The 26299-nt window shown below is 35.9% G+C and carries 16 protein-coding genes, 2 tRNA genes and 1 pseudogene; 12 read left to right on the forward strand and 7 right to left on the reverse strand.

Annotation, left to right across the window (positions count from 1 at the left end):
- Positions 1–14: 14 nt before the first annotated feature.
- The 4 genes from gor (at position 15) to gltX (ending at position 6023) form a co-directional block, all read left to right on the forward strand.
- Positions 15–1406, forward strand: coding sequence for a glutathione-disulfide reductase (gene gor, locus ACFILH_RS01905; RefSeq protein WP_375643541.1), 1392 nt, complete (start codon positions 15–17; stop codon positions 1404–1406).
- 68 nt (positions 1407–1474) lie between these two features.
- Positions 1475–2854: a class II 3-deoxy-7-phosphoheptulonate synthase gene (locus ACFILH_RS01910; RefSeq protein ID WP_375667274.1), complete on the forward strand. Its 1380-nt coding sequence runs from the start codon at positions 1475–1477 to the stop codon at positions 2852–2854.
- A gap of 123 nt (positions 2855–2977) precedes the next feature.
- Positions 2978–4639 (forward strand): NAD+ synthase, encoded by a 1662-nt coding sequence (locus ACFILH_RS01915; RefSeq protein ID WP_375667276.1) that lies wholly within the window; start codon positions 2978–2980, stop codon positions 4637–4639.
- A 10-nt stretch (positions 4640–4649) separates the two neighbouring features.
- Positions 4650–6023, forward strand: coding sequence for a glutamate--tRNA ligase (gene gltX / locus ACFILH_RS01920; RefSeq protein WP_375667277.1), 1374 nt, complete (start codon positions 4650–4652; stop codon positions 6021–6023).
- Between the two features lie 59 nt (positions 6024–6082).
- Here the strand turns inward: gltX and ACFILH_RS01925 are convergent, their stop codons facing one another.
- Together ACFILH_RS01925 and ACFILH_RS01930 are read right to left on the reverse strand one after the other, a co-directional pair.
- The gene (locus ACFILH_RS01925; protein WP_375631225.1) at positions 6083–7486 is read right to left on the reverse strand and encodes a DEAD/DEAH box helicase; all 1404 of its coding nucleotides are present in this window, start codon (positions 7484–7486) and stop codon (positions 6083–6085) included.
- A gap of 145 nt (positions 7487–7631) precedes the next feature.
- Positions 7632–8405, reverse strand: a complete 774-nt coding sequence (locus tag ACFILH_RS01930) for an NAD kinase (protein ID WP_273790691.1) — start codon at positions 8403–8405, stop codon at positions 7632–7634.
- 263 nt (positions 8406–8668) lie between these two features.
- Here ACFILH_RS01930 and ACFILH_RS01935 point away from each other — a divergent pair.
- The 4 genes and pseudogenes from ACFILH_RS01935 (at position 8669) to ACFILH_RS01950 (ending at position 11598) form a co-directional block, all read left to right on the forward strand.
- A tRNA-Arg gene (locus ACFILH_RS01935) sits at positions 8669–8745 on the forward strand.
- 535 nt (positions 8746–9280) lie between these two features.
- A pseudogene (locus ACFILH_RS01940) lies at positions 9281–9589 on the forward strand (YbfB/YjiJ family MFS transporter).
- Positions 9590–10011: 422 nt separating this feature from the next.
- The gene (locus ACFILH_RS01945) at positions 10012–10245 is read left to right on the forward strand and encodes a hypothetical protein (protein ID WP_375631224.1); all 234 of its coding nucleotides are present in this window, start codon (positions 10012–10014) and stop codon (positions 10243–10245) included.
- 1233 nt (positions 10246–11478) lie between these two features.
- A complete protein-coding gene (locus ACFILH_RS01950) occupies positions 11479–11598 on the forward strand; it encodes a hypothetical protein (protein WP_404977319.1) in 120 nt (39 codons plus the stop codon).
- Positions 11599–12219: 621 nt separating this feature from the next.
- Here the strand turns inward: ACFILH_RS01950 and ACFILH_RS01955 are convergent.
- On the reverse strand, positions 12220–13788 hold the full coding sequence (locus ACFILH_RS01955) for a TerC family protein (RefSeq protein WP_273790694.1): 1569 nt from the start codon (positions 13786–13788) through the stop codon (positions 12220–12222).
- Between the two features lie 437 nt (positions 13789–14225).
- Between ACFILH_RS01955 and ACFILH_RS01960 the strand changes: the two genes are divergently transcribed.
- Positions 14226–14301, forward strand: a tRNA-Lys gene (locus tag ACFILH_RS01960).
- 1092 nt (positions 14302–15393) lie between these two features.
- On the opposite strand, the gene ACFILH_RS01965 is transcribed toward ACFILH_RS01960, so the two are convergent.
- From ACFILH_RS01965 to ACFILH_RS01980, 4 genes are all read right to left on the reverse strand, one after another.
- Positions 15394–16347 (reverse strand): YbhN family protein, encoded by a 954-nt coding sequence (locus ACFILH_RS01965; RefSeq protein ID WP_273790695.1) that lies wholly within the window; start codon positions 16345–16347, stop codon positions 15394–15396.
- Between the two features lie 15 nt (positions 16348–16362).
- Positions 16363–18114, reverse strand: a complete 1752-nt coding sequence (gene ybaL, locus ACFILH_RS01970; RefSeq protein WP_375631222.1) for a YbaL family putative K(+) efflux transporter — start codon at positions 18112–18114, stop codon at positions 16363–16365.
- Positions 18115–18213: 99 nt separating this feature from the next.
- Positions 18214–20727 carry a protein translocase subunit SecD gene (gene secD / locus ACFILH_RS01975; protein WP_273790697.1) on the reverse strand — a complete coding sequence of 838 codons (2514 nt, stop codon included), beginning with the start codon at positions 20725–20727 and terminating at the stop codon, positions 18214–18216.
- A gap of 92 nt (positions 20728–20819) precedes the next feature.
- Positions 20820–21197 carry a hypothetical protein gene (locus ACFILH_RS01980; RefSeq protein WP_375643535.1) on the reverse strand — a complete coding sequence of 126 codons (378 nt, stop codon included), beginning with the start codon at positions 21195–21197 and terminating at the stop codon, positions 20820–20822.
- A 180-nt stretch (positions 21198–21377) separates the two neighbouring features.
- On the opposite strand from ACFILH_RS01980, the gene ACFILH_RS01985 reads away from it, so the two are divergent.
- From ACFILH_RS01985 to ACFILH_RS01995, 3 genes are all read left to right on the forward strand, one after another.
- Complete coding sequence (locus tag ACFILH_RS01985) at positions 21378–23753, forward strand: mechanosensitive ion channel domain-containing protein (RefSeq protein ID WP_375667279.1); 2376 nt, start codon at positions 21378–21380, stop codon at positions 23751–23753.
- Positions 23747–24019, forward strand: coding sequence for a hypothetical protein (locus ACFILH_RS01990; RefSeq protein WP_273790700.1), 273 nt, complete (start codon positions 23747–23749; stop codon positions 24017–24019). Before ACFILH_RS01985 ends, ACFILH_RS01990 begins: the two co-directional genes overlap by 7 nt.
- A 565-nt stretch (positions 24020–24584) precedes the next feature.
- Complete coding sequence (locus ACFILH_RS01995; RefSeq protein ID WP_375643533.1) at positions 24585–25529, forward strand: outer membrane protein; 945 nt, start codon at positions 24585–24587, stop codon at positions 25527–25529.
- Positions 25530–26299: the final 770 nt, after the last annotated feature.

Raw genomic sequence — 26299 nt, forward strand, 5'->3', positions numbered from 1 at the left:
AGAAGGAATAATTCGTGGGCTCTTTTGATTTTGATTTATTTGTTATTGGAAGTGGTTCTGGTGGAGTGCGTGCAGCACGGCTTGCTGGAGGTCTTGGCAAGCGGGTCGCTATAGCAGAGGAATATCGTATAGGGGGCACTTGTGTTATTCGTGGTTGCGTTCCCAAAAAACTTTATGTTTATGCATCACAATATGTAAAAGAATTTAAGAAAAGTGTTGGTTTTGGGTGGGAATATGCGGATCCAATTTTTAGCTGGGAAAAGTTGGTTGCAGCTAAAAATAAAGAAATATCAAGGTTAGAAGGGCTGTATCGTAAGGGATTAGAAAATAACAATGTGCATATTTATGAAAGTCGTGCTACTTTTATAGATGATCACACATTAGAGCTTTCTGCCACGGGTGAGCGGGTAAGTGCAGAAAAAATTTTGATTGCAACGGGAGCAAAATTTGCACAAAATACTCCCATAGAAGGTGGTGAATTTTGCCTTACTTCTAATGAGATTTTTGACCTTGATCAACTCCCAAAATCAATAGTCATTGTTGGTGGAGGGTATATTGGTGTTGAATTTGCTAATATTTTTCATGAATTAGGTGTAAAAACAACACTCCTCCATCGGAGTGATTTAATCCTTCGTAATTTTGATCATGATTTGCGGCAATTGCTCAGCGATGCAATGATTGAAAAAGGGATTTCTATTCTCTACGGAATAACAATTTCTAAAGTGCAGGCTGCAGAAAATTGTTATGAAGTTGTTTTATCAAATGGGAAAATAATCAGTGCCGATCAGATTATGTTGGCTACGGGGCGTGTACCAAATACAACGGGTTTAAGACTTGATAGGGCAGGTGTTAAAGTGGATGAATTTGGTGCAGTTGTTGTTGATGAGAAAATGACAACAAATATCCCCCATATTTGGGCTGTTGGTGATGTAACAGGTCATATTCAATTAACACCTGTTGCGATTCATGATGCAATGTGTTTTGTTAAGACAGCATTTGAGAATATTCCCACAACACCTGATTATGATTTAATTACAACAGCAGTTTTTTCACAGCCAGAGATTGGAACGGTGGGTCTTTCAGAAGAAGAGGCGGTAAAGCGTTATAAGCGTCTTGAAATTTATCGTACAGTTTTTCGTCCTATGCGTAATGTTCTTTCTGGTAGTTCAGAGAAAATGCTTATGAAACTCATTGTTGATGGTGAAAGCCGTATTGTTGTGGGCGCTCATATTTTAGGGGAAAATGCTGGTGAGATGGCACAGCTTATAGGGATATCTCTCAAGGGTAAGCTGACGAAGGATATCTTTGACGAGACGATGGCAGTGCATCCAACGATGGCAGAAGAATTGGTAACAATGTATAAACCAAGTTATATATATGAAAATGGGAAGAAAATAGAAAGTTAAACAGCATATATTATGGTAAAAAGTTTTTGATATGCTAATCTTTAAGCTTAATCTTTAGAGAGAGTGTAATGATAAAAGAATGGGCGCCTGACACTTGGAGAACAAGGCCAATTAAACAAGTTCCGACTTATCCGGATAAGTCTATGTTAGAAGATGTTGAGCGAAAACTGAGAAGCTATCCTCCTTTAGTTTTTGCAGGTGAAGCACGTGATTTAAAAAATGAATTAGCAGCCGTTGCGAAAGGCCAAGCTTTTTTATTACAAGGTGGTGATTGTGCCGAAAGCTTTGCAGAACATGAAGCTGATAATATCCGTGATTTTTTTCGCGTATTTTTGCAAATGGCGATTGTTTTAACCTTTGGTAGTTCTAAACCGGTTGTTAAAATTGGTCGTATTGCTGGTCAATTTGCAAAGCCTCGCTCTTTTGATATAGAAAGAAAAGAGGGGGTTGAATTTCCTGCTTATCGTGGGGATATTATTAATGGCATTGAATTTGAAGCCGGTTCTCGTATTCCAGATCCGCAACGGATGTCTATGGCTTATCGCCAATCTGCGGCAACACTTAATCTATTGCGTGCTTTTTCACAAGGTGGCTATGCTAATTTAGAAAATGTTCACACATGGATGTTGAGTTTTGTTTCTAACAGTCCGCAGGGGGAACGTTATGAATTATTGGCAGAGCGTATTTCTGAAGCAATTGATTTTATGCGTTCTATAGGGATTACATCCAAAACACATTCTTCATTGCGTGAAACATCTTTTTATACCAGTCATGAAGCACTGTTGCTTGGTTATGAAGAGGCTTTGACTCGGATTGATTCAACTTCAGGAAATTGGTATGCAACATCTGGTCATATGTTATGGATTGGTGACCGTACGCGTCAGATTGACCATGCTCACGTTGAATATTGTCGCGGCATTAAAAATCCTATAGGATTAAAATGTGGTCCTTCCATTGAGTCTGATGAGCTTTTAAAATTAATTGATATTTTAAATCCTGAAAACGAGTTGGGGCGGCTTACTCTCATTACGCGCTTTGGTTATGATAAAGTTGAACGTTATCTGCCTAAACTCATCCGTGCCGTTGAACGCGAGAAGCGTGCGGTTATATGGTCATGTGATCCAATGCATGGCAATACAATTACTGCCAATGGTTATAAGACGCGTCCCTTTGATTATGTTTTAAAAGAAGTAGAGAATTTTTTTGCAGTGCATCGTGGAGAAGGAACTTATCCAGGGGGCATTCATATTGAGATGACAGGTCGTGATGTTACTGAATGTACAGGAGGGGCGCATGCCATTTCTGTGGACGATCTATCTGATCGTTATCATACGCAATGTGATCCTCGGCTAAATGCAGATCAAGCGTTAGAATTGGCTTTTCTTGTTGCTGAACTCCTTAAAAAAAATCGTGCGACTGACTCGTTAGCAATTGCTGCTGAGGGGTAGGCAAAAATTTACTTAATATTTTTTTAGGTCATTATGGCAGAAGAGAATTTTTAAAAAAGTGATATTTCCGATGATGAAGAATAAAGTTGTGGTTGCTAAACTGATGAAATGATACAAAGGCTTATGAAAAATGATTTTCGGGTATCAATTGCCCAATTGAATCCTATTGTCGGTGATATTGAGGGGAATTTTTCTTTAGCTGTCATGGCGCATCAAAAGGCCAAAGAAGAGGGGGCTGATCTTGTTTTATTCACGGAACTTTTTATAAGCGCTTATCCGCCGGAAGATCTTGTTCTAAAACCTGCTTTTACAAAAACATGTGAAGAGACTGTTGAGAAATTAGCAAAGATAACCGTAGGCGGACCAGGAATTGTCATTGGTCTTCCATTAAGGCGCAATGGTAATATTTACAACGCTGTCATGGTTCTTGATGAAGGGAGAGTCATTGCCGAAAGTTTGAAGTTTGATTTACCTAATTATGCTGAATTTGATGAAAAGCGTTTATTTTCTTCAGGTCCACGTCCTCAGCCTATTGTCTATCATGGAATCAAATTAGGAATAGTCATTTGTGAGGATCTTTGGAATGATTCCTCTCTGAGTACAGAGCTTAAAGATAAAGGAGCGGAAATTATTCTTGTCCTTAACGGATCTCCCTACTATCGTAATAAAACTTTAAAACGTATAGATGTTATTCATACGCAAGCTCTACAATCTGGAGTGCCAATTATCTACGCTAATCAAGTAGGTGGTCAAGATGAGCTCGTTTTTGATGGTGGGTCTTTTGCCTTGAATGGACAAGGCAAAAAGATATTTCAAATGAAACACTTTGATAGCCATATTGCTTTAAGCCATTGGCAAAAAACAACGACGGGATGGCACTGTATTTCAGGTCCTAATGAAAGTCTTCTCAATGGATTAGCGGCTGATTATCAAGCTTGTGTTTTGGGGTTGAAAGATTACGTTAATAAAAACGGCTTTAAGGATGTTATTCTTGGTCTTTCAGGAGGAATTGATTCTGCCCTGTGTACGGCAATGGCGGTGGATGCTCTTGGTGCTGAGAGGGTTCGCACCATTATGATGTCCTATCATTATACTTCGCAAGAATCATTAAAAGATGCTAAAGAATGTGCACAACTTTTAAGGTGTCTTTATGAAATCATACCGATTGAGCAAGCTGTTGAAGCTTTTCTTGAAACAATGGCACCTCTTTTTTTAGGGGTACCCCCTGATATAACAGAAGAAAATCTTCAAAGTCGTATACGTGGTACAGTTTTAATGGCTCTTTCAAATAAATTCGGTTCAATGGTGGTAACGACAGGCAATAAGTCAGAAATGGCTGTGGGATATGCAACACTGTATGGTGATATGAATGGCGGGTTTAATCCTATAAAAGATATTTATAAAATGCAGGTTTATGCATTAGCTGAGTGGCGCAATAAAAATCACTTGCACAATTTAAGAGGACCAGAAGGGATTGTCATTCCATCCAATATTATAGAAAAAGCGCCTTCTGCAGAGCTGCGAGAAAATCAAAAAGATGAAGATTCTCTTCCGCCTTATCCTATTTTAGATGATATATTACAATCTCTTGTAGAAAATGACATGAGTATTTGTGATATTGTTAAACGTGGACATTCACGAGAAACTGTTGCGAAAGTTGAACAGCTTCTTTATGGTGCCGAATATAAAAGGCGTCAATCTGCGCCTGGTATAAAAATCAGTTATAAAAATTTCGGACGCGATCGTCGCTATCCCATAGTCAATCATTTTCGCGATAAAAATTGAGTATTATTTTATGGTTAAAGTTCGTTTTGCTCCCTCTCCAACAGGTTATATTCATATTGGCAATATCCGTATTGCGCTTTTCAACTGGCTTTATGCGCAAGCGTATAAGGGAGAATTTATTTTACGCTATGATGATACAGATATTGAACGTTCTAAACAAGAATATATCGATGCTATTGCTGTTGACCTTGAATGGCTTGGTATTCAACCAGATGCAATTTATTACCAATCCAAGCAATTTAATCGATATGATGAAGTGGCAGAAATTCTCAAACAACGTGGTCTTCTTTATCCTTGTTATGAGACAACAGAGGAATTAGAGCGGCGTCGTAAAATCCAGCTTTCACGCAAATTGCCTCCTGTTTATGACCGTGCAGCATTGAAGTTGACAACAGAAGAGAGAAAAAACTTTGAATCACAAGGTCGTAAACCCCATTGGCGTTTTCTTCTTCCTAATTTTGAAAGTGATCCTTTACACACAAAGCGAACAGAAGTTTGCTGGAATGATGCAATAAAGGGAAAGCAGACGATTGATTTAGCTTCTCTTTCAGATCCTGTTCTTATTCGTGAAGATGGAACCTATCTTTATACATTGCCGTCTATTGTTGATGATGTAGATATGGCTATTACGCATATTATTCGTGGGGATGATCATATTACAAATACAGGCGCTCAAATTGCTCTTTTTAAAGCTCTTAATGCAGAATTACCGGTTTTTGCTCATACCAATTTATTGGCGACAGTTTTAGGAAAAGGATTTTCAAAACGTAATAATGATCTTTCTATTCGTTCTCTACGGGAAGAAGGATTTGAATCTATAGCTGTTCAATGCCTTGCCGTTTTGATTGGGACATCGCAAAATGTGCATCCCTATCCCAATCAAGCTGCGCTTTTAGAGCATTTTAATCTCCAAGATACGTCAAGATCCGTTGCAAAATTTGATATTGCTGATCTTCTTGCTTTGAATAGTCATCTTGTCCATGAGTTAACCTATGAGGAAGTAAAAATGCGCCTTAAAAAACTTTCTATTGAGGGAGATAAGGCGGAATATTTCTGGAACGCGATAAGAAGCAATATTAATAAAGTCAATGATGCTGTTTTTTGGTGGAAAATCATTCATGATGAACAGAATTTTGATACAGTAGCACTAGAGGATCGTGCTTTTGTGCACCAATCACTCGATTTCTTACCTGAAGGTGCTTTGAATGAGGAAAGTTGGAAAATTTGGACAACAGCATTAAAAGAAAAAACAGGTCGAAAAGGAAAAGCTTTATTTATGCCATTACGTCAGGCACTTACGGGCATGGATCATGGACCTGAAATGGGAAAAATTTTGCAGCTTTTAGGGCGTAAAAAGGTAACGGAAAGGCTCTCTAGGAAATAAGAGCGGATTTTTTTAAAGTATTTCGTTCATTTCACTCTTAAAGAGAGTAAAGAACGGGTTTATTTACACGTTTTTATAAGCATGAAAGCAGGAATATCATCACCAAATCCAATGGGTGTGTAATTCTTATTTTTTCGTGAGCGTTGTTGCTCAGATGGCTTCTCCTTATTATTTGCATTTTTGATATATTCTATTTTATTCTCTTCTACAGATTTTTTAGTGTGAACAACAGGCTCTTTTGGAGCAGTTTTCTTTGATGGTTTTGAAGATTTTTTCTTTACAACAATATCTTCTGTTTGATCATCAGCTATTAAAGTTGAGAGATCTCCATTGAGCCATTCAATTTTTTCATTACTCATTTCTTCGATGGCATTGATATATTTTTGATCAGCTTTTGTGACAATTGTAAAAGCTTTTCCGCTGCGATTTGCACGCCCTGTACGACCAATTCGATGGATATAGTCTTCAGCATGTGTAGGAACATCATAGTTAAATACATGACTTACAGCTGGAATATCGAGTCCACGGGCAGCAACATCAGAAGCAACAAGAAGTGTAAGTTTATTATTTTTAAAATCAGCTAGGGTGTTCATGCGCGAATATTGGTCCATATCTCCATGAAGTGCCCCTACATTAAAGTTATGTTTGATGAGCGATCTAAAAAGTTCAGAGATATCTCTCTTTCGATTACAGAAAATGATTGCATTTTGAAGCTCTGCACCTTCATTTTGGATAAGCTCTCGTAAAACCGCTCTTTTATCCCATGATTTATTTCCAGATTTGACAAGCCGCTGTGTAATTGTGGTTGCAGTTGAGGATGCTTTTGTAACTTCAACAGATACAGGAGAATGTAAAAATTGTTTCGTTAGTTTTGTAATTTCTGGCGCCATTGTTGCAGAAAAGAACAAAGTTTGACGCGTAAAAGGAGTTAGCTTACAGATGCGTTCAATATCAGGAATAAAGCCCATATCCAACATGCGATCAGCTTCATCAATCACAAGGATTTCAACGCCCATCAGGAGCAGTTTACCGCGCTCGCAATGATCAAGAAGGCGCCCTGGTGTTGCTATAAGAACATCAGCTCCCCGTTCAAGTTTGCGATCTTGGAGTTCAAAAGAAACTCCACCAATCAAAAGAGCAACATTTAAACGATGATTTATTCCGTATTTATCGAAATTTTCTTCAACTTGAGCTGCAATTTCTCTTGTTGGTTCTAAGATGAGCGTACGGGGCATTCGTGCTCTTGCACGACCTTTTTCAAGGAGAGTGAGCATAGGCAATACGAAAGAGGCAGTTTTACCTGTTCCCGTTTGGGCGATTCCTAAAACGTCTTTTCTTTGAAGGACATGCGGAATTGTTTCGCTTTGAATAGGTGTTGGAGCTGTATACCCCGCTGATTTCACCGCATTAATAACCTTTGCGGAAAGACCTAAATCATCAAAACTGTTTAAAGATGGTATCATTTTTTTATCAACTGCTCTGTGATTTTAACTGCGTTATCTAAATGATAATTATAACCAATATTCTACACTCTTTAAAAGTGTTAAGATGTTTTTACAAAAAATTAACTATAACAATCATATACACATAAAACGCATAATACAATCATTAATAGCGAAATTGTTCTGATAAAATGCGCTCATCCCATGAATGATTTGAGTCAAAAAGGATTGAAGCTGTTACTTCTGTTGCCATTGAAATAGTAACTGAATGGACAGATTTAACTTCAATATTATCTGCAGCAGCGTTTACAGGGCGTTTGTCAGGTTCAAGCATATCAAAGCGCACTGTTACTGTATTGGGAAGCAAAGCTCCATGCCAACGCCGAGGGCGAAAAGGGCTAACAGGAGTGAGGGCCATAAGGGGAGCCATAAGAGGTAAGATAGGTCCTTGTGCTGATAAATTATAGGCGGTTGATCCAGCTGGTGTAGCGACGAGGACACCATCACAACTTAATTGTTCCATGCGTACGTTGTTATCAATGGTGATGCGAATTTTTGCGGCTTGATAAGATTGCCGAAAGAGGGATACTTCATTAATTGCAAGCGCCTCGATAGAATCTTGACATTCAGATTTTGCAATCATGCGCAGGGGATGGATTTCTTTTTTATGTGCGGCAGCAATACGATTGGGCAATTTTTTTTCATGAAATTCATTCATAAGAAATCCTACAGAACCTTGATTCATGCCATAAATAGGTTTGCCTGTGTTCATGACGTCTCGTACGGTTTGTAACATTGTCCCATCACCACCGATTGCAACAACAATATCAGTTTCTTCCAGAGAAGAATGACCATAAACGGAAATTAATTTATGGGTAGCTTTGATAGCCTCCTCAGTTTCTGCGGAAATAAAATGAAAGCGACTTGGTAATGTAGCCATTTAAAAATTATCCTGATACTTATAATTTATGTTGTAACTTATTTATGAGAGTTTTGAAGTTGTAATAAAAGCTCTTTTTATAATAAAAAGAGCATTGAATAAAGAGAAGTTATTTCAAGGTAAAGTATCATTAAAAAGTAAAAGGAGTGCGTCGTTAGATAAATCACAAACAAGTAATTTTTTTATTAGAATGATAATTTAGCATTGAAGCTAAGAGTATGATTAGTTAAAAGACCATAACTGATTTTAATAATCAGTGTGAAGCACCCGTAGCTCAGCTGGATAGAGCGCTGCCCTCCGAAGGCAGAGGTCACAGATTCGAATTCTGTCGGGTGCACCAAATTTTTCAACTTCATATTATCCTAAATAACAATATTACCTAAAAAGAAGCCAATTTCCTCTTTTATGAAAATGGTTATTTGAGTTGTTTATTAAGTTTTTTAGCGAATAAGCAAATGATTTTAAGAGAAGCAAAATTTACGGCTGCGTATATAATTCTTCGGTTAGTCATTTTGAATATCGAGATAAAAAACAAGATTATCTAAATATGCTTTCAATTTAACTATAAACATTTATAACATAAAAATACATATTAATTCAATATGTTATTGTACAACTGATCTGGCGATGTTGATAGTAGATCGCTAAATATATTGTTTTGAGCATTAAAATAGATAGCTAAATTTTCTTTTATTCTATTTTTGGAGCTAAAGGCTGTTATGGTGAGATGGAACGCGGATGAGAAATATCACCAGTTAAAGGAACAATAAGGAGGAAAAACAACCTTCAAGATTTGAATTGTTTCAAAATGCTGTATTCGGTATGGTTTTGATATGGGTATCTGGTGATTTCTCTATACACCAATATTGCCAGTTATGTTGGATGAGGGATTGTTTACCTTTAATCAACGTTCTTATATACCAAGCGCTAATTATGATGGTTATTTAGTTGGGAGTATGTTCTTTACGTTTGGCAGATTGGGAATATATCTCTTGCTCCTCGCATGCGATCTTGTGCAGCTATAGTAATGAGTGCACTTATTATTTTCATAGCATTAACACTTAGTCCTTTTGATCCGTTTTGCTGCTGGTGTTGCGAGTGCAGCAATGATGATTTTGGGTTCTAATATAGTTATGCAGCATAGCTATATGGGCGGATTATTGCTTCGCTTTATGCAGGTGTAGGAGTTGATATTCTACTACTAGGTAATGAATATGTTATTATTAGTTTGAACAGAGCACTTGCTTCAACAAACATTTGGTTTGGAGTTAGCTTAATGTCTGTTCAAATTTTTTAAAAACATACAGGTTTAATTATGATAACTATATCAAAAAACACCTCGGTTATTTCTTTCATTGCAAATGAAACCGCTCCTGTTAATCAGAAAAAACCATCCAAAATATGAATAGATCAATCAAATGGATTTCGTGACTGGTCATATATATTATATCGCATTCGTGCTTTAAAAGATTTTGGTGATGTAAGAAAGGCGGTCTAGATGCTTTTATTGAAATTGAAAGCAATCTCTATCATGATGGCAATTACTGGGTTGCAGATGACGCCTGTGTTGTAAAATCTGGTCGTGTTTATGAAAATACAAGGGGCTATGGCAATACTGCCATTGGGGGCTATGTCTATGGCAATACCCTTATATGTGATAAAACCTATGTGTATTTTGGTGCTCATGTTTATGACAATGCTCATCTTTTTTATAACGGTTGAGTTTATCATTATGCGTGGGTTTATGGGAATGAAAAATTATCCGGTAGTGTACGTATTTATAGCAATGCCGCGGTTTATGATCATGCGGTTGTTTAGGCAAGGTTTAGGGCAATGCTAGTGTGGGGTGTCATACTAAGGTCTACGGCTCTGTTTATGGCAATGTCAAGATCTCCTGATTATATCGTGATTAGAGGTAATGTATATGGCAATGCAAGACTTGTTGTGATGATAGTATCTCCATAATGTCTGCCTATCATTTACTAACTTTTTAGTAAGTGGTGCTTTAAAATTGACTTGTCTTTAAATCCTTTTATGTGCCCTTAATGAATTAAAACCTATCTTATGATAGTTTCAAATGATTATTTTTTTAAGGTTTAGCTCAAAAAAAGAGTAAACCCCATACCATTCTTTAAACGTATGCAATTTATGTTTATCGATAATTTCAAACGATTACGTTTTTAACAATACGATTTGTGTGTGATAAAAACGTATCATAAAATTTATGAACTGTTATGAATGATAGCTGCTTTTCACTTCATTTGAATGTTTACATGCGTTATAACATTTGCATCATGATTTGCTTTTTGTGGTCTATTCATACATGGTAATTGTTTATAAAAAATGGTCAATTAAATCACGTATAAAAGTGTAGATTTTAAATGGGATTTATATAAAATAATTGCACAAAACCTATTGACTTTATTGTTTTTTTTATGAATAAGATTCCATCTCGTTTAGACGTTGCAAAAGAAATCACCAAAGACCTTATTGATAAGATTCTTCTCTTACACGGCGTTATCACTTTTGTTTGCAAAAATCTGCTTCGCTTTTGACTTTTGATATGGATACAACCTCTTTTGAGGTAGAGCAAAGAATTTTTTCATCATGGAGAGTACAACAGTGCTCTTCAAAAATCTTGATTGGTCTGTTGAAAAATTAAAGAGGTAGATAATTATTCAGCACGTTACCAACTACCAGATTGTGAAGTACAAATTCTTTATAATGACGCAATTATCAAAGGTTATCCGCAATTTGATTTTGGAGTTTCGATTACGACTGGTATTTTAGCTGCTGCCTGCGTGGTAATTGATCCCTATCAATTCTCAGCACTTACAAGATCTACAGCTTGATTTTGATAAAAAGGGGTGGAGAGTTTGTGAAGAAGAAATATATGCAGATTGGTTGGAATTAAGCTTGATTATGTCTTGAAATAGGCGATAGAAAAAATTGATCTTCATAAATGCTTTTATTCCAGATATGGAGCACCACCTTGGCGATAGAGTGAAGTTGGAGGCACATAAAGGTTATCAAGGTATATGATGCAGATTATAGCTTACTTCATATTGGTGCACTGTCTTTATTAGGTGATGTTGCAACCTTACAATCTTATTATCAAAGTTTCAGTGCAGAGGATCATTTAGGCTTTGATGAAAATACCCAACAGATTCATCTGAATGTGCATTGGCTTTAGTCAAAGAAGTGGTGAAATCTAAGCAGCTCAGCTACGCTTTAATTAAAAAGTAGCAAAAATATGAGCTATCTAGAAGAAAAACAAAGTTCTTAATAAGGGACTTTCCAGAGAGGTTGAATCTCATTCTTGGAAGGAAAAAAATAGCTAAATTTATCGAAACAAAAGATAAGGAATAGCTCCTTAAGAAATATCAAGAAGATCTAAAAAGATTATAGGAGCCAGAGTCTGGTTTAAAGATGCCATCATCAGTTGAGTGAACTCAACAATGGTGGAGTTTTATCCATTGGCGGAAATCTGATGTTTGAAAGAGGCTTTCTTGATATAAAGGTAATATTGTAATAAATAATTATTATAAATCAATATGTTGTATATATTCATTGTTTTGAGATTAATGACCATTGACAAATAATTTTGCATCATTTTTTCTCTTCCAGCTTTTCGTCAATCATCAATGAAAATTTTTTATAATGGAAAGTTCATTGATATATAACTTTTGTATGTCATTATTTTACGCTTAAAAAAATATAAAAATAATGAAATGCAATTGAGTTATCAACTGCTTATTCTTTTCAATTTTTAATCATAAAAAAATCTTTTTATTCATTTTGCTGATAAAAAGAATTAGTTTTTTTCTGGTGATACAAGTGGAGAAATAAGGATTTTAGATATGTTTCGGCGTTCCATTTCAATCACTTTAAAGTGTAAACCATCAGTTTCAAAGCTTTCTCCTTCATTTGGTAAATGACCAAACTGCCAAAGCATAAAGCCTGCCAGAGTCGTATAACGATCTGCTTCATCCACAAGGTTACGCCCAAGATAACCACTTAAACGGCGGATATCAGCATATCCCTCAACAAGAAGACTGCCATTTTCAAGTTGTTCTGCGATCATGAGTTCTTCATCGTCATCAGGAAAGTCTCCTGCAATAGCTTCAAGAATATCGGTTGGTGTTGCAATTCCTTCAAAAGATCCATGCTCATCAACAATAATTGCAAGCTGAATCGAAGAATGACGTAATTGCTCCATCAATCGTAAAACACTTGTGTTTTCATGAACAACGAGGGGTTCTCGCATAGCTTTTTTCCAATTAATCTTTTTTCCCTCAGCCAAATTCAAAAGAAGATCTTTTGTCAACGCAACGCCAACAAATTCATCCACTTTTTCACGCGCAAGAATTAAGCGGCTATGTTTAACCTTTTGTAATTCTTCACGCATTTCATTTTCATCAGCATTTAAATCTAACCACTCAATTTCATTACGCGGCGACATGATAGAGCGAACAGGGCGATCAGCTAAATCGAGAACACCACGAATCATCTCCTTTTCTTCTGGTCTAAACAACTCAGATGCTGCGGCCTGTTCAGCAATAACATCTACAGTCTCAGCAAGGTGACTATCTTTGCTTCCTCCTCCTAAGAGCCTCAAAACAGCATCAGCTGTTCTACTGCGTAGATCATTCGTTTTAATCATTTTTTCACGGTTACGACGTCCAATTTGATTAAAAACTTCGATGAGAACAGAAAAACCAATAGCAGCATACAAATACCCTTTTGGAATATGAAAACCAAACCCTTCAACAATGAGAGTAAAACCAATCATCATCAAAAAACCAAGACAAAGGATTACAATAGTGGGATGACGATTAATAAAACGCATAAGAGCACCAGATCCGCACATCATTACTCCCATAGCAGCTATGACTGCGATATACATAACTGCTGCCTGCTCTTTTGCAATCATACCTGTTGCGGTAATAATACTGTCTAGTGAAAAAACGGCATCCAGCACCACGACTTGGACGATTACTTGCCAAAAAACAGCATAACCAAGGCCTGTTTTTCTTTCATGTGATACCCCTTCTAACCTTTCATGTAATTCTAGCGTTCCCTTTGCTAGCAAAAAGGCTCCACCACCGATTAAAATAAAGCTATGCCAACTAAATACAAAAGATGAAAGTGAAAGAATGACCCTATCGAGTCTCATAACCCATCCAATAACTGTAAGAAGGAAAAGCCGCATAATTAATGCTAAAGTAAGACCTATAAAGCGTGCGCGGTCACGCAAATGCAGTGGCAATTTTTCAGCTAAAATTGCAATAAAGATAAGGTTATCTATTCCTAAAACAATTTCGAGAAAAACCAGCGTGATCAAACCAAACCACGCATGGGGATCAGTGATCCATTCCATCATTCCTTACCTTTTATAAGCTTAAAAGCGCGCGATTGACAAAAAAAATTCATAGGCTTTTATTCGTATATTGGATCATGAACATTGTATGTAAGAAAACTTATATTCAAAGAAAAAAACAACACAATATTGCTTGAATGCATGTGATTGCTGATAAAACAAAATGATGCCCCATCCCGCTTACAACCACAAGAAGGTCCCTCTAAATTTTGCTCGGGCATTATGCTCGATAATCCTCTAACTATAGGTTCTGTGTAACAATCAGAACATTTATTTATAAAGCTTCTTATAATGGGTTTATTTTTATATAAGATCAAGTGGTGAATATCATATTTTTAACCTTACAGACAATGAGTTTATATAACAAACAACAAAATATCTGGACATCCATCCTTAGGAGCGTTATAGAAACGCTCATTCTCGTCTTTTGAGAAGCTTATGGGTGATTAGCTCAGTCGGTAGAGCAGCTGACTCTTAATCAGCGGGTCGTGGGTTCGATCCCCTCATCACCCACCATTCTATTTTATACCGTAAATAACTCATTGATTGCGTAAATTTTTTTAAGATACGAGTTTCTAAATAAAATTGGGCAGTAGGATTTCCCCATATCTGTTTGTTTAAAAGTGAAGATTGTTGATATAGCTTAGTCATCGGTTTTTGTACTTTTTAGGGGACTCAAAAAACTTCCAAAGGACATTTAAAGATCTTTTAATGCGTATTGTTTCTTTTTTTAAAGTCGCAATTGGTAAGGAGAAGCTTCTTACCGACAATTATCTTATTTAAAGGGGTATAAAAATCAACAGTTTTCACTTCTTTTAATATAAATTGATTAAATTTTTTTTGGATTTTTAGCATATTGTTTAAAGACAGAAGAAACTTTGCACTTTAGTTGTATTAGCAGCGTGGATATTTTTTGATAACTCTCCCGCTTAAACAAAAAACTTCTGTAATAATCATCAGTATTCCAAGAGGGTAAATCAAGATAAAATAAAGTATTTAGCGGACATAACAGGAATAAAATTAGATCAGTTTAATTGTTTAAAACTAGTACCTGTTAAACGAAAGACAATAGGCTTTAATGAGGCTTCAAGTTTAAAAATATTAAACTATGAAGTTATGCTATGCTGTCTTTCCGTTAGCTTAACCTCTAAAAATATAAATATTAAGAAAGCCGCTCAGAATCATTATAATATATTGATTTATAATGATTAATTATTCTTTTTTTAAACTTTACTATCATAAACTTCTTTTGTTTCAATCCCTCTTATAATGAATCAATTAAAATTATTATTTTTGCATTATAAATGGGATTAACGTGCGGATAAAGACTATTGAAGAAAAGCATAAAAATGATTCTTATTAACGTTCTTAGGCGCCAAAAATTATCACAACATTGGGAAAATAGTATAATGGTGCAGGCTTACTCTTTTATTAAGTATAAAGATGATGTTGCAACAATGACTTTATTATTATACCATTCACGGGTATTGTTGTGTAATGGGGAAGAGCACTGAGAGAGTTTTCTTAAAAAAAATATGTAAATTGGTAACACGATGGTGTCCTGTTCTTATATAGGCACACAAAAAGAAGTAATTGATAACCTTTTATTTATTCAGGTGGTGTTTTGGGGGCTCTTTTCCAATATTGTTGCGCTTCAAAAATGGCGACCACAAATAATGAAATGATGAGCGGTATAATCAAATAAAACATTCTAAAGACAATAAGTGCTGCAATAACATCGGTTGGATTTATATTGGGCATGCCTGTGATGAAGAGAGCTTCAAGAACTCCTACTCCTCCTGCTGGAGCATTAGAGAGAAGAGTTATCGTAAAAGATGCTAGGAAAACACCAAGAACAGAGATAAAATGAATATCTGCGTTGTGTGGGAGAACAGCATATATAATTCCTGCTGCTCCTAAAAGTTCTAGAGGGCTAATGAGAAGCTGTTGAATAACAATTTTCAGCCGTGGATAGGAAAGTTGAATTTTCTTACCCAAGCGTAAGGGTTTTAACTGAAGCCAGCTGCCAAACGTATAAAGTGCTATACAGCTGAGTAAAATTGCTCCAGCTGCTGTTCCTAGCCATTCAGGAAGTTCTTTATGAATGAGGGTGATAATTTCGGGTTGCAGCACCAAAACGATTCCCAAAAGTAAGATTGTACCGATTACAAAAGTAAAAGAGCAAAAACCTACTAATATTGCGATTTCTGTTCCGTTTAACCCTTTCATTTTATAGGCGCGATAGCGTACAACGGCACCAGAAAAAACTGAAGCACCGATATTGTGTGAAAGAGCATAGGTTGTAAATGAACATATAGCGATAAAAATCCAAGAAATTTTATGGCCTAGATGTTGCAAGGCAATTCGATCATATCCAGCAAGAGCAGCATAAGCTAGGAGAGAACATAAACAGGCTAATAACCAGTGCTGTGCATTTAAATTGCTCAAGCGCTCCAATACATCCCCAAATGAAATGGCAGAGAGCTTCATGTAAAGAATTCGAATAGATACCAGCATTGCTAAGATACCAATCAATGGCCATATAAATTGCTTTATTTTCACGATTCTGTATCCATTTTATGTTTTCTGTAAATTTTCATGATTGAGCATATTCCTTACAGATCTTCGTTCTGTTATATACTCTATAATGCCATTGGCAATTTCTTCATCATCTGTTACTACAACATCAGCACCTAAATCAATGAGATATGTTGTTTCTGTGTCGGATAATGCATGTGTGATTATTTGGATATCTTTCTTCATATCACGGATATTCACGATACATTCTCCTACTTCAATGGTACTTCGCATTGTAATAACAACTTTATGTGCATTATTTATATTTGCTGCGTTCATTATTTCTTGTTGAATGATATTGCCGCAAATAGCCTCAAAGCCATCTGCAATCGCTTTATCAGAGAGGCGTTTTGATTCTTCTACGATCACTATAGGTTCACCTCTATTTATTAAAGATAATGCAACACACTTACCGATACGACCATAGCCAATAATTACGATATGGTTATTTTTTAAGGTCATCGGTAAAAAATCTTGGTCAGGATCTTGTGGATCAATATCAATAATTGTTTGGGTATTTTGTGAAGATGCAGAATTTTTTTCTAAACGTTTTTTAATTTTATTACAGGCAATGAAAACAAGAGGATTAAGCAAAATAGAAAAAATTGCTCCTCCAAGAATTAAATCATGAGCGTCATTGTTTAAAAGTCCTAAGCTTAAACTTAAACCAGCGAGGATAAAGGAAAATTCTCCGATTTGGGCAAGGCTTGCAGAAATAGTCAAAGCTGTTGCATTAGAATAGCGAAAAGCCTTAACGATGAAAAAGGCAACAGCAGATTTTCCGATTACGATAATGAATAAGGTTGCTAAGAGAGGGAAAAAATGAGTTAAGAGTTTTTCGGGGTCAAATAACATGCCTACAGAAACAAAAAAGAGAACAGAAAAAGCATCGCGCAGTGGTAAAGATTCTTCCGCGGCACGGTGGCTTAATTCTGATTCGCTCATGACCATACCAGCAAAAAAAGCACCAAGAGAAAGGGAAACACCAAATAAATGAGCAGCTCCGAAAGCTACTCCTAATGCAATAGCAAAGACGCTAAGACGAAATAATTCACGTGATCCCGATTGTGCGCTCATTTTTAAAAGCCATGGGATAACGCGTCGCCCAATGACGAGCATAAGTGCAATAAATACAATTACTTTCAGGATGGTGAGACCAAAAATACCCCAAATACTTAAATCCAACCATTGAACAAGAGGATCCAACGCTTCTTTTTTGGTATTGCTGAGAGCACTTGCCAAGGAAGGGATGAGGACAAGTATAAGGACCATTGCTAAATCCTCAATAATCAACCATCCAACGGCAATGCGTCCTTTTTCTGTTTCAATAAGATGACGCTCTTGCAAAGCACGTAGCAGGATAACAGTACTTGCTATGGATAAAGCAAGACCGAAGATCAAACTACCACTGAAGCCCCATCCCATAATCAGACCAAGGCACAAACCTAGAAAAGTAGAAAATGCCATTTGTGCAATAGCAGCAGGGACAGCAATAGCTTTGACAGATAAAAGGTCTTTTAATGAAAAGTGGAGCCCAACACCAAACATCAGCAAAATAATACCAATTTCAGCAAGTTGATTAATGATGACGGAATCTATTTTAAATCCGCCTGTATTGGGTCCCACAATAACACCAGCTAACAAATAGCCTACAAGTGGTGAAATACGTAAACGGCTAGCAATCATTCCCAAGAGAAATGCTAAACATAAGCCTGCAACAATAGTTGTGATAAGTGGTGTGTCGTGGAGCATGGATTATTTACTATTCTTGATCAAAAAGCGAATGAATGAAAACGACTATATTTCTATGAGAAGAGAGGCGAGATGTACCATACGCATTAAAGGGCATTTTTATTTCACTTTGATATTTGCACGATTATTTCGCTCACGCCACCAATTTCCTAGCAGGAGTAAAATAGGAGCAGCAATAAAGATAGAGGATGATGTTGCAATAATAATCCCAAAGACCATGGGTAATGCAAAATTATGAACAGCACTTCCACCCCATATCGCCATGGGGAGCATCGCAAGAATTGTTGTAGCTGATGTAAAAAAACAACGTACAAGAACCTGATTAATTGACAGATCAATCAGCTCGCGCAACGGCATTTTTTTATAAAGACGCATATTTTCGCGCATCCTATCATAGACGACAACTTTATCATTTATAGAATATCCAACAATTGTTAAGAGCGCAGCGATAGCCGTTAAATTAAAATCAAATTGAAATAAAGCAAAAAAGCCAATCATTTTTGTGGTGTCTAGAATGAGAGTGATAATTGCTCCAACTGCAAAGAACCACTCGAAGCGTAACCATATATAGAGAGACATGGCAATAGCCGCAAGAATAACAGCAGTAAAAGCAGCTGTGGCAAGCTCGCCTGAAATTTTGGGACCCACAACTTCTATTTGATCGAATGTGGTATCGGGATAGATATTTTGTACAGCTGTTTTAACCTTATCAATGGCGATGGTTTGTTGTGCTTCGCTACCGCTTTGTTTCTGCATGCGAATTAATACGGTGTTTTCGTTATCAATATTTTGCAAGGAAACTTCACCAACATTAAGAGTAGAAAGCTTGGAACGCAGAGTTGCTAGATCTGCTGGTGCTTTCGTGGTAATACTCATTTGGCTTCCGCCAATGAAATCAATACCAAAATTCAATCCAGGCTTAAAAAAGAGAAAAACTGAAGCCATTGATAAAACAATTGAGACGCCAATACCAATGAAGCGTGCTTTCATAAAGTGGAAAGTTGTGTTTTGTGGCATGATGTTGAAAGCAGAGTGAATATGCAACTTTTTAATTTTCCATTTACGAACGATCCAAATCATGATGATGCGTACAATGGTGATATTTGTAAACATGGAGATGATAATACCAAGCAACATTGTTACGGCAAAACCACGAACGGGACCGGTGCCGAACCAAAATAGTAAGACAGTCGCTATAATTGCCGTAACATTTGCATCAACAATGGTTGCAAAAGCGTGTTTAAATCCACGATCTAGGGCTGCAAAAGCACCCACACCTTTTCGACTTTCTTCACGGATACGTTCATTGATAAGGATATTAGCATCAACAGCAATACCGATGCCTAAAATAATACCAGCAATACCAGGCAGCGTAAGCGTAGCTCCCAAAAGACTCAGTGCAGCAAATGTTAAAATCGTGTGCAGAGCTAGTGCTATATTGGCAATTAATCCCCAAATACGGTAGAGAAGAAAAATAAAAATTGCAACAAGAATAAAGCCAATTATGCCGGTGTAAAGTCCCATTTGGATGGCATCAGCACCAAGATTTGGGCCTACGGTTCTCTCTTCAATGACCGTGAGTGGTGCGGGGAGGGAACCAGCACGAAGCAGAGCAGCCAGAGTTGAGGCTTCTTTGGGGTCAAAGTTTCCTGTAATTTGACCTTGTCCATTGGGAATGACACTATTGATGGTCGGAGCGGTTAAAACCTTATTATCCAGAACAATGGCAAAAGGACGGTTAATATTTTGTCGTGTTATATCGGCAAATATTTTTGCGCCAGCGGAATCTAGAGTAAATGAAATAATGGAACGTCCTGGTATTTGGGGGTCAAAACCTGCACGGGCATCTTTCAGGACATTTCCATCTAAAGCAATTTGATCATAAATTGCATAATGTTGTGTTGCATCAGTGTATCCAGGGAGAATAGAAACACCTATAGGGGGATTATTGGGATCCACATTAGAAGGAACAAGATGAAAACTCATCTTAGCGGTTGTTCCTAAAAGATCACGCAGTTGTTTTGGATCTTGTAGGCCAGGCAATTGGACCATAATACGATCATTTCCAACCTTTTGGATGGCTGGTTCTGAAACACCAACTTGATCTATACGACGACGGATGATTTCTAAGCTTTGTTCAATAGCATTGCTTACACGGTCTTTTATACCAGCTTCCGTTAATGTGACGCGGAGAGTTTCATTTTGAGCACTGATCGTGATGTTATGTTCTGTTGTGCCAAAGCTACTGTGTATGGGGGTTATTAATGTTTTCAAAGCAGAGAGTGCTTTTTCAGTTTGCGATGGGTCAGAAATAAGGGCAATAACGCTATCTTCAACGATACGCACACTTGAGGTGCGGATTTGTTTTTCACGCAATACATTGCGCACATTGCTTAAAACTATATGTAACTGATCGCGTTTTAACGTTTTGCTATCAACCTCGAGCAGGAGAGAAGAGCCTCCTTGAAGGTCAAGACCAAGTGCTACACGGGTGTCGGGTAAGAATTTCGAGTTTTTAACTTGTTCGTGTGAAAATAAATTGGGTAAAGCAACATAAATGCTGCTTAAAAGAATAAAACAATAAAGGGTAGTTAACCAACCAGGTGTACGCATGATATATTCCGCTAATAGGCAATCTAACAGTTATTCAAAGTTAAAAGCACAAGTAAAATAAGATGATCGTTTTTATAATTCAAGGAAGAGAATTAAGTATGTTCATTGGGAGGAGCGCGTTTATTTGAGAAATATTGCGTTTTAACGTTACAAAATCGTGTGTCAACAGCTGGAACCTTTATTAAAAAGAAATCCAATGTTAGGATTCTTTGAACGGTTCTCATAAAAATAGATTCTGCATGGGGTGTTACAAGTTTTTTGTTTTCAGTTGTGGTAGCATTCAACTGATCACACTTATTTTGTAAATCAAATCTATTCGTTTTAATGATATTATTGGTGTGTGATTGTTTGATTAAGTAAGCACGCGTTCCTAAGGTACTCGTCAAGAATACACCTAAACTGGATAGAAAAATCCAGGTTGTCAAAGGAAGAAAATCTTCTTTTTTGCAATAAAGGTGCAAAAAAAACATGCTAGAGTGCCTTCGTTAATCTTATTGAGTTCATATTATTTATCATTCTTTTATCTTATTATCAGTATTATAGGATAAGGGAAAGCTTTTATAAGATTATTCTATAAAAGTTGAAAATAGCTGCTTTATACCATATTTAAAAGAGAGGAATAAAATCCTTTTTGTGCTTGTAAGGTAGATATGTATTCATTTTGTAGAAAAAACATCCACATACTTTTCCTTCTTTTGGGGATTATCTTTGTATTTAATTCTGGTGCATGGGGGAATCGGGGGGCAAAAAGTACAATTGTCGAACAAACGATAGCTTCTTATTCAGTTGATGAAATTATTCAACAACAACTGTTGATTATTGAGACTCTTGAAGAAAATACTGAAACTTTAAAAAGAGATTTTGACAGAAAGCCAGAAGATGAGCGTGCTTTAGAAGAATTGCGGTTACGTGCACAAGATATCAGTGAACGTGCTATTGAGGCAGCATTTGTTTTGCGTCCTCCTCTTAATGAGATTAATACACTTCTTGATCAATTAACGGAGCTCCATCGTGACGTGAAAAAACTGAAAAGCTCAGTGAAGGAATATTCTTACTTGATAGAGCAAAAAGCTAAAATTAACAGTATCATGCTTCGTTTTGAAGCAATTTTCTTAGCAGCAAATAGAATAGCTGAACTTTCTATTTCTCAATCTCGGGAGCTTTTTAAACGCACGCTTACGTATAGGCTTGAGTTTTCGATTCCGATGGTTAAAAATCTCGCCCAAAAAACAAAAGAGGCTTCATCAGATTTTCTTTTGTTGTTAGATTCTTGGTGGAATTTTATATTTTATTTCAAGTTTTTACAACTATTTCTTTGCTTTTTAATTCCACTTTTTATTACTTTGGGTCTTTCGTATTTTTCTCAAAAAGTTCTTGTTCATGTGTATTGCCACTTTACGAAGTCTAATGAGGAAATATCTTATTTACAACGCTTATTGATTGCCTTTATTTCAGTTCTCTTACCTTCACTTGTATGTATTCTTTGCGTTTATCTTGTGTTGTTTTTGTTTCGTAGTTTTAACTTAGATCTAGGTAAGCTTACAACAGTTTTTGATATGATAGGTTGTCAAATTATTTTAGTATTTTTAATCAATCGCTTAGCGATTGTTCTTTTATCATTGAATATGCCCCATGTGCGTCTTCTCAGTATTGCACCATCATCTGCTTATCAATTAGTGATTTTACTCACTTCTTTAGGGGGTGTTTTGGCATTTGACGCTGTTCTTGATAGTATTTATGAAATCATTTCAGCGCCTCTATCTTTGACAATTGCTAAAAGTTTTATTGCTGTTTTTCTTGTAGCAATATTGCTGTTTATAATATCATTTGTACCTTTGCGGTTTAGACGTAGGCGTTTTCAAGGAGAAAAAAAAGAGCCATACTTTTGTCCATTTTACATACGCATTCCTCTTATTGGCTTGGGATTACTGCTCTTTGTGTTGAATTTTTTAGGTTATGTTGGTCTTGCGCGTTTTATTATGCAGCAAATTATGATTGATGGAGCATTTTTAGTTCTCATGTATTTAGGAATACAAAGCGCTCAAGCACTTGGAACTAAAGACCAATTTATGAAAACAACGGTTGGTCACCTTTTGATGCAGAGGTTTCATTTAGAAGAAAAAACGATGAATCAATTGGGAGTTTTTGTGAGCGTTTTTCTCAATTTATTTGTTGTTATATTTTGTGCAATACCAATTGCTGTACAGTTTGGATTTTCCTATTCTGATTTAAAAGCAGTTTTGTGGCAATCGGTGACCGGTTTTCAGATTGGAAATATTACTCTTTCTTTGATTTCTCTTGTAACAGGAATGATTTCTTTTTGTGTTTGCTGGTTTCTTATTCGCCGATTTATTGGTTGGTTAGATAGTGTGGTGTTGGTTCATGGAGAGTTCGATTCTGGTATACGTAATTCTATCAAAACAGTGATAAGTTATGGAGGCATTGTTGTATCTGCTTTGACGGGATTATCAATGGCAGGTTTGGATCTTAGAAATTTCGCTCTTATTGCTGGAGGACTTTCACTGGGTATAGGTTTTGGTTTACAGAATATTGTCCAAAACTTTGTCTCTGGACTTATTATTTTAGTTGGAAGACCATTTAAAATAGGAGACTATATAGAATCTGGATCAGTAGCTGGTATTGTTAAGCGTATTAGTGTGCGTGCAACGGAACTTGAGACTATTCAGCGTAAGACGATTATTATTCCCAATTCAAGCCTTATTAATAATAATGTTAGTAATTGGACACGACGCAATAAAGTAGGACGAATTGATATACCAGTTATTGTATCATCTAAGGTTACTCCAGAGCATGTTGTTGAAATTTTGTTAGAGATTGCTTCTTCGACAGAAGGCGTTTTAAAAAATCCTATCCCACAGGTGAGTTTTACGGCATTTGATCGTAAGAGTTTTTCCTTTAATTTAGCTATTTATGTGCCTAATATTATTTCACCTTCTCATATAACCAACGCTCTTCGATTTAGCCTATATAAGCGTTTTGCTGAGGAAGGAATCTTAGAATGCTGAAATATACTTATGTTTTGATTACAGTTATTCTGTTAAGTATTTTTACCATAACAGCTTTTGCTGCAACAGTGAAGAATACTGATTTAAAGATACAATCTCTCATTGTTGTTGAAGGAAGTATACCTTCAAAAATTTCTTTAAATACTCATCAAACAATTACAATTTGTATGAAGGGATGTTTTATAACTTTTCCTAATAAAGACCGTTTTGCAATAAAGGCAGATGATAATATAGAAATCAATAGGGGAAGAGCAATTTTTAAATAAAATAATTGAGAATTTTTGTTTGGGGACAAGATTTAGAAGGATAATGATATTGTGCGTAATTAATAATCTCATCCTTTAGAAAATGGTAGAAAAAAGGTATGATTTTAGTATAAAATAGGTGTGATTTTTTATACTATGTAGAATCTACAGTTATGCATTTTTGATGTAAGATTATTGAGGTATTTATAATATTTTTAATGGATATCAATTTTCTAAAAATTATTACATCATTTTTAGAATTTTTTCTCATAAAAAATGCATAAAATGTACTATTTTGTGATTTTTTTGCAGTATTATTGGTACAAAATGTTTTATATTTTTTCCTTTTAAAAATATAATAGGTTTTTTTATTAAATATTTATTATATGAAGTATTGATTATTATAATATTTTAAAATTTATTTGATAATATTAAATTTTGATGTAATGATATATTAGTATAGTGATAGATTTAAATGTAACTATAAAGGAGTACATGCGATTTTGCGGCATAAGATTTTATAAAACTTTGTTTTTCTAAATGTGATTTTTGATTATATTTAAATTTAGCAATGGGGTATAATTTTATGAATACAAAATTTATAACAGCATCTGTTTTTTCGTTAATTTCACCTTCTATAGTACAGGCTGCAGATGTGGTGACTCACGAAGAGCCGATACATGTTGCCTCAGAAGTTGTTGCTTCTTCACCTTTTTCTTGGGCAGGTTTTTATTTTGGGGGGCAAGTTGGGGGCTTTTCAAGTAAAATTTCTGCAATAACGCCTCATGTTGATATTCCTCTCCATCCTGATGAGGAGAGTAAAAGTAAACCATGGATCCCCATCGAGAAACAGTATCTGCCCGATCTTTCTGGGTTTATAGGTGGTTTTTATGCGGGTGTTAATTTTGATCTCGGTAATAATTTTATTATGGGGGTTGATACGGATATCGTTTTAACGGAAAAAAAGGATACAAAAACAAAATTTCAGGCTGATGAATCGAGTGCTGGTGCTCCTGATACTGATGGAAAGGACACTGAAGGATTGGGTACTAAAGAATCGGGTAGTGATACTGATGCAAGTGCAGAAAAAAAAAGTCGAAAAAGGGCAAAACTTGTCAGGAGACAGGGTAGAGGCTTTTCTCGCTCTGCTGCAGAGGCTAAAGAAGAGAAAGACAGTTTAACTTTTAATCATACGTTAAAACAAAAATGGACAGGTGCTACACGGGTGCGTGTTGGGTTTTCTGCAGGGCGTGTGATGCCTTATATTGCTGGTGGTGTTGCTTATGGACAGTTTCAAGATATTTTGTCGACAGTAATTACGGGAAGTGAGCCATTTAATAGGACATCGGATGTAACAAAAACGATGATGGGTTATACTCTCGGTGGTGGTGTTGATTTTGCAATGACAGACCATTTTGTTGTGCGTGCGGAATATCGTTACTCAGATTTTGGTAAAAAGAAATTTAAAGACGAGATTGAAGTTAAGTATAAGACGAATGATTTTCGCGCAGGAATAGCTTACAAATTCTAGTTTTGTAGGATAAAGGAGCTTAAATTTAAGAGGTCCTATTTCTTTGATAGGGCCTTTATTTTTTAATTTTATGCATTGCAAATACTATTTTATGGTGAAAAAAGGGAGCTTTGACTTTGAGTGAGAATGAGGAGGTAAGGAAGAGTTACTCAGATTCTTAATTGTTAAGAATGAAAAATTTTTAGTTCACGAGGTGTGGTTGAAATATTTGTTAACAAAGAAGGATTAATTCGTCTTTCATATTATTACAGTTATCATATTTATAATATCGTTATAGAGTTGCAAACAGTAAATTTAAAGAGAGTTTTTACTATCTAAGTAATGAGAAAATAAAGAAAATTCACATAGAGCGATGCGGGCGGCGTGCACGTTTGTGCACCAATTTTTTCTTCCCTTAGAACTCTCTACAATATCATCTGATAGCGCGGTTTATCTTTGTTCTATTTAATAACTAATTGTTTTTATTTTATTTATTAAATTGCCTTTTATATATAATCTTTGTACCAGATGAAAGTGCTCTAAGTGCGATTCAAAGGATGGTTTTTAAAAGGTGGTTCGAAGAACAAGAACACGTGATAGACTGTCTGTCTTATCTGTATCTATCTAAAGGCATATTCGATATAATATCAAAAAACGCAATAAAGTCAATATGTTGTGTGCAATTATTTTATATGAATCCACTTAAGAACCCACACTTTTATGCATGATTCATTTGACCATTTTTTATATAAGATTGCCATGCATGAATAGACCATAAAAAGCAAATCATG

It is taken from the genome of Bartonella sp. CL435QHHD (assembly GCF_042195095.1).
Classification (GTDB): domain Bacteria; phylum Pseudomonadota; class Alphaproteobacteria; order Rhizobiales; family Rhizobiaceae; genus Bartonella.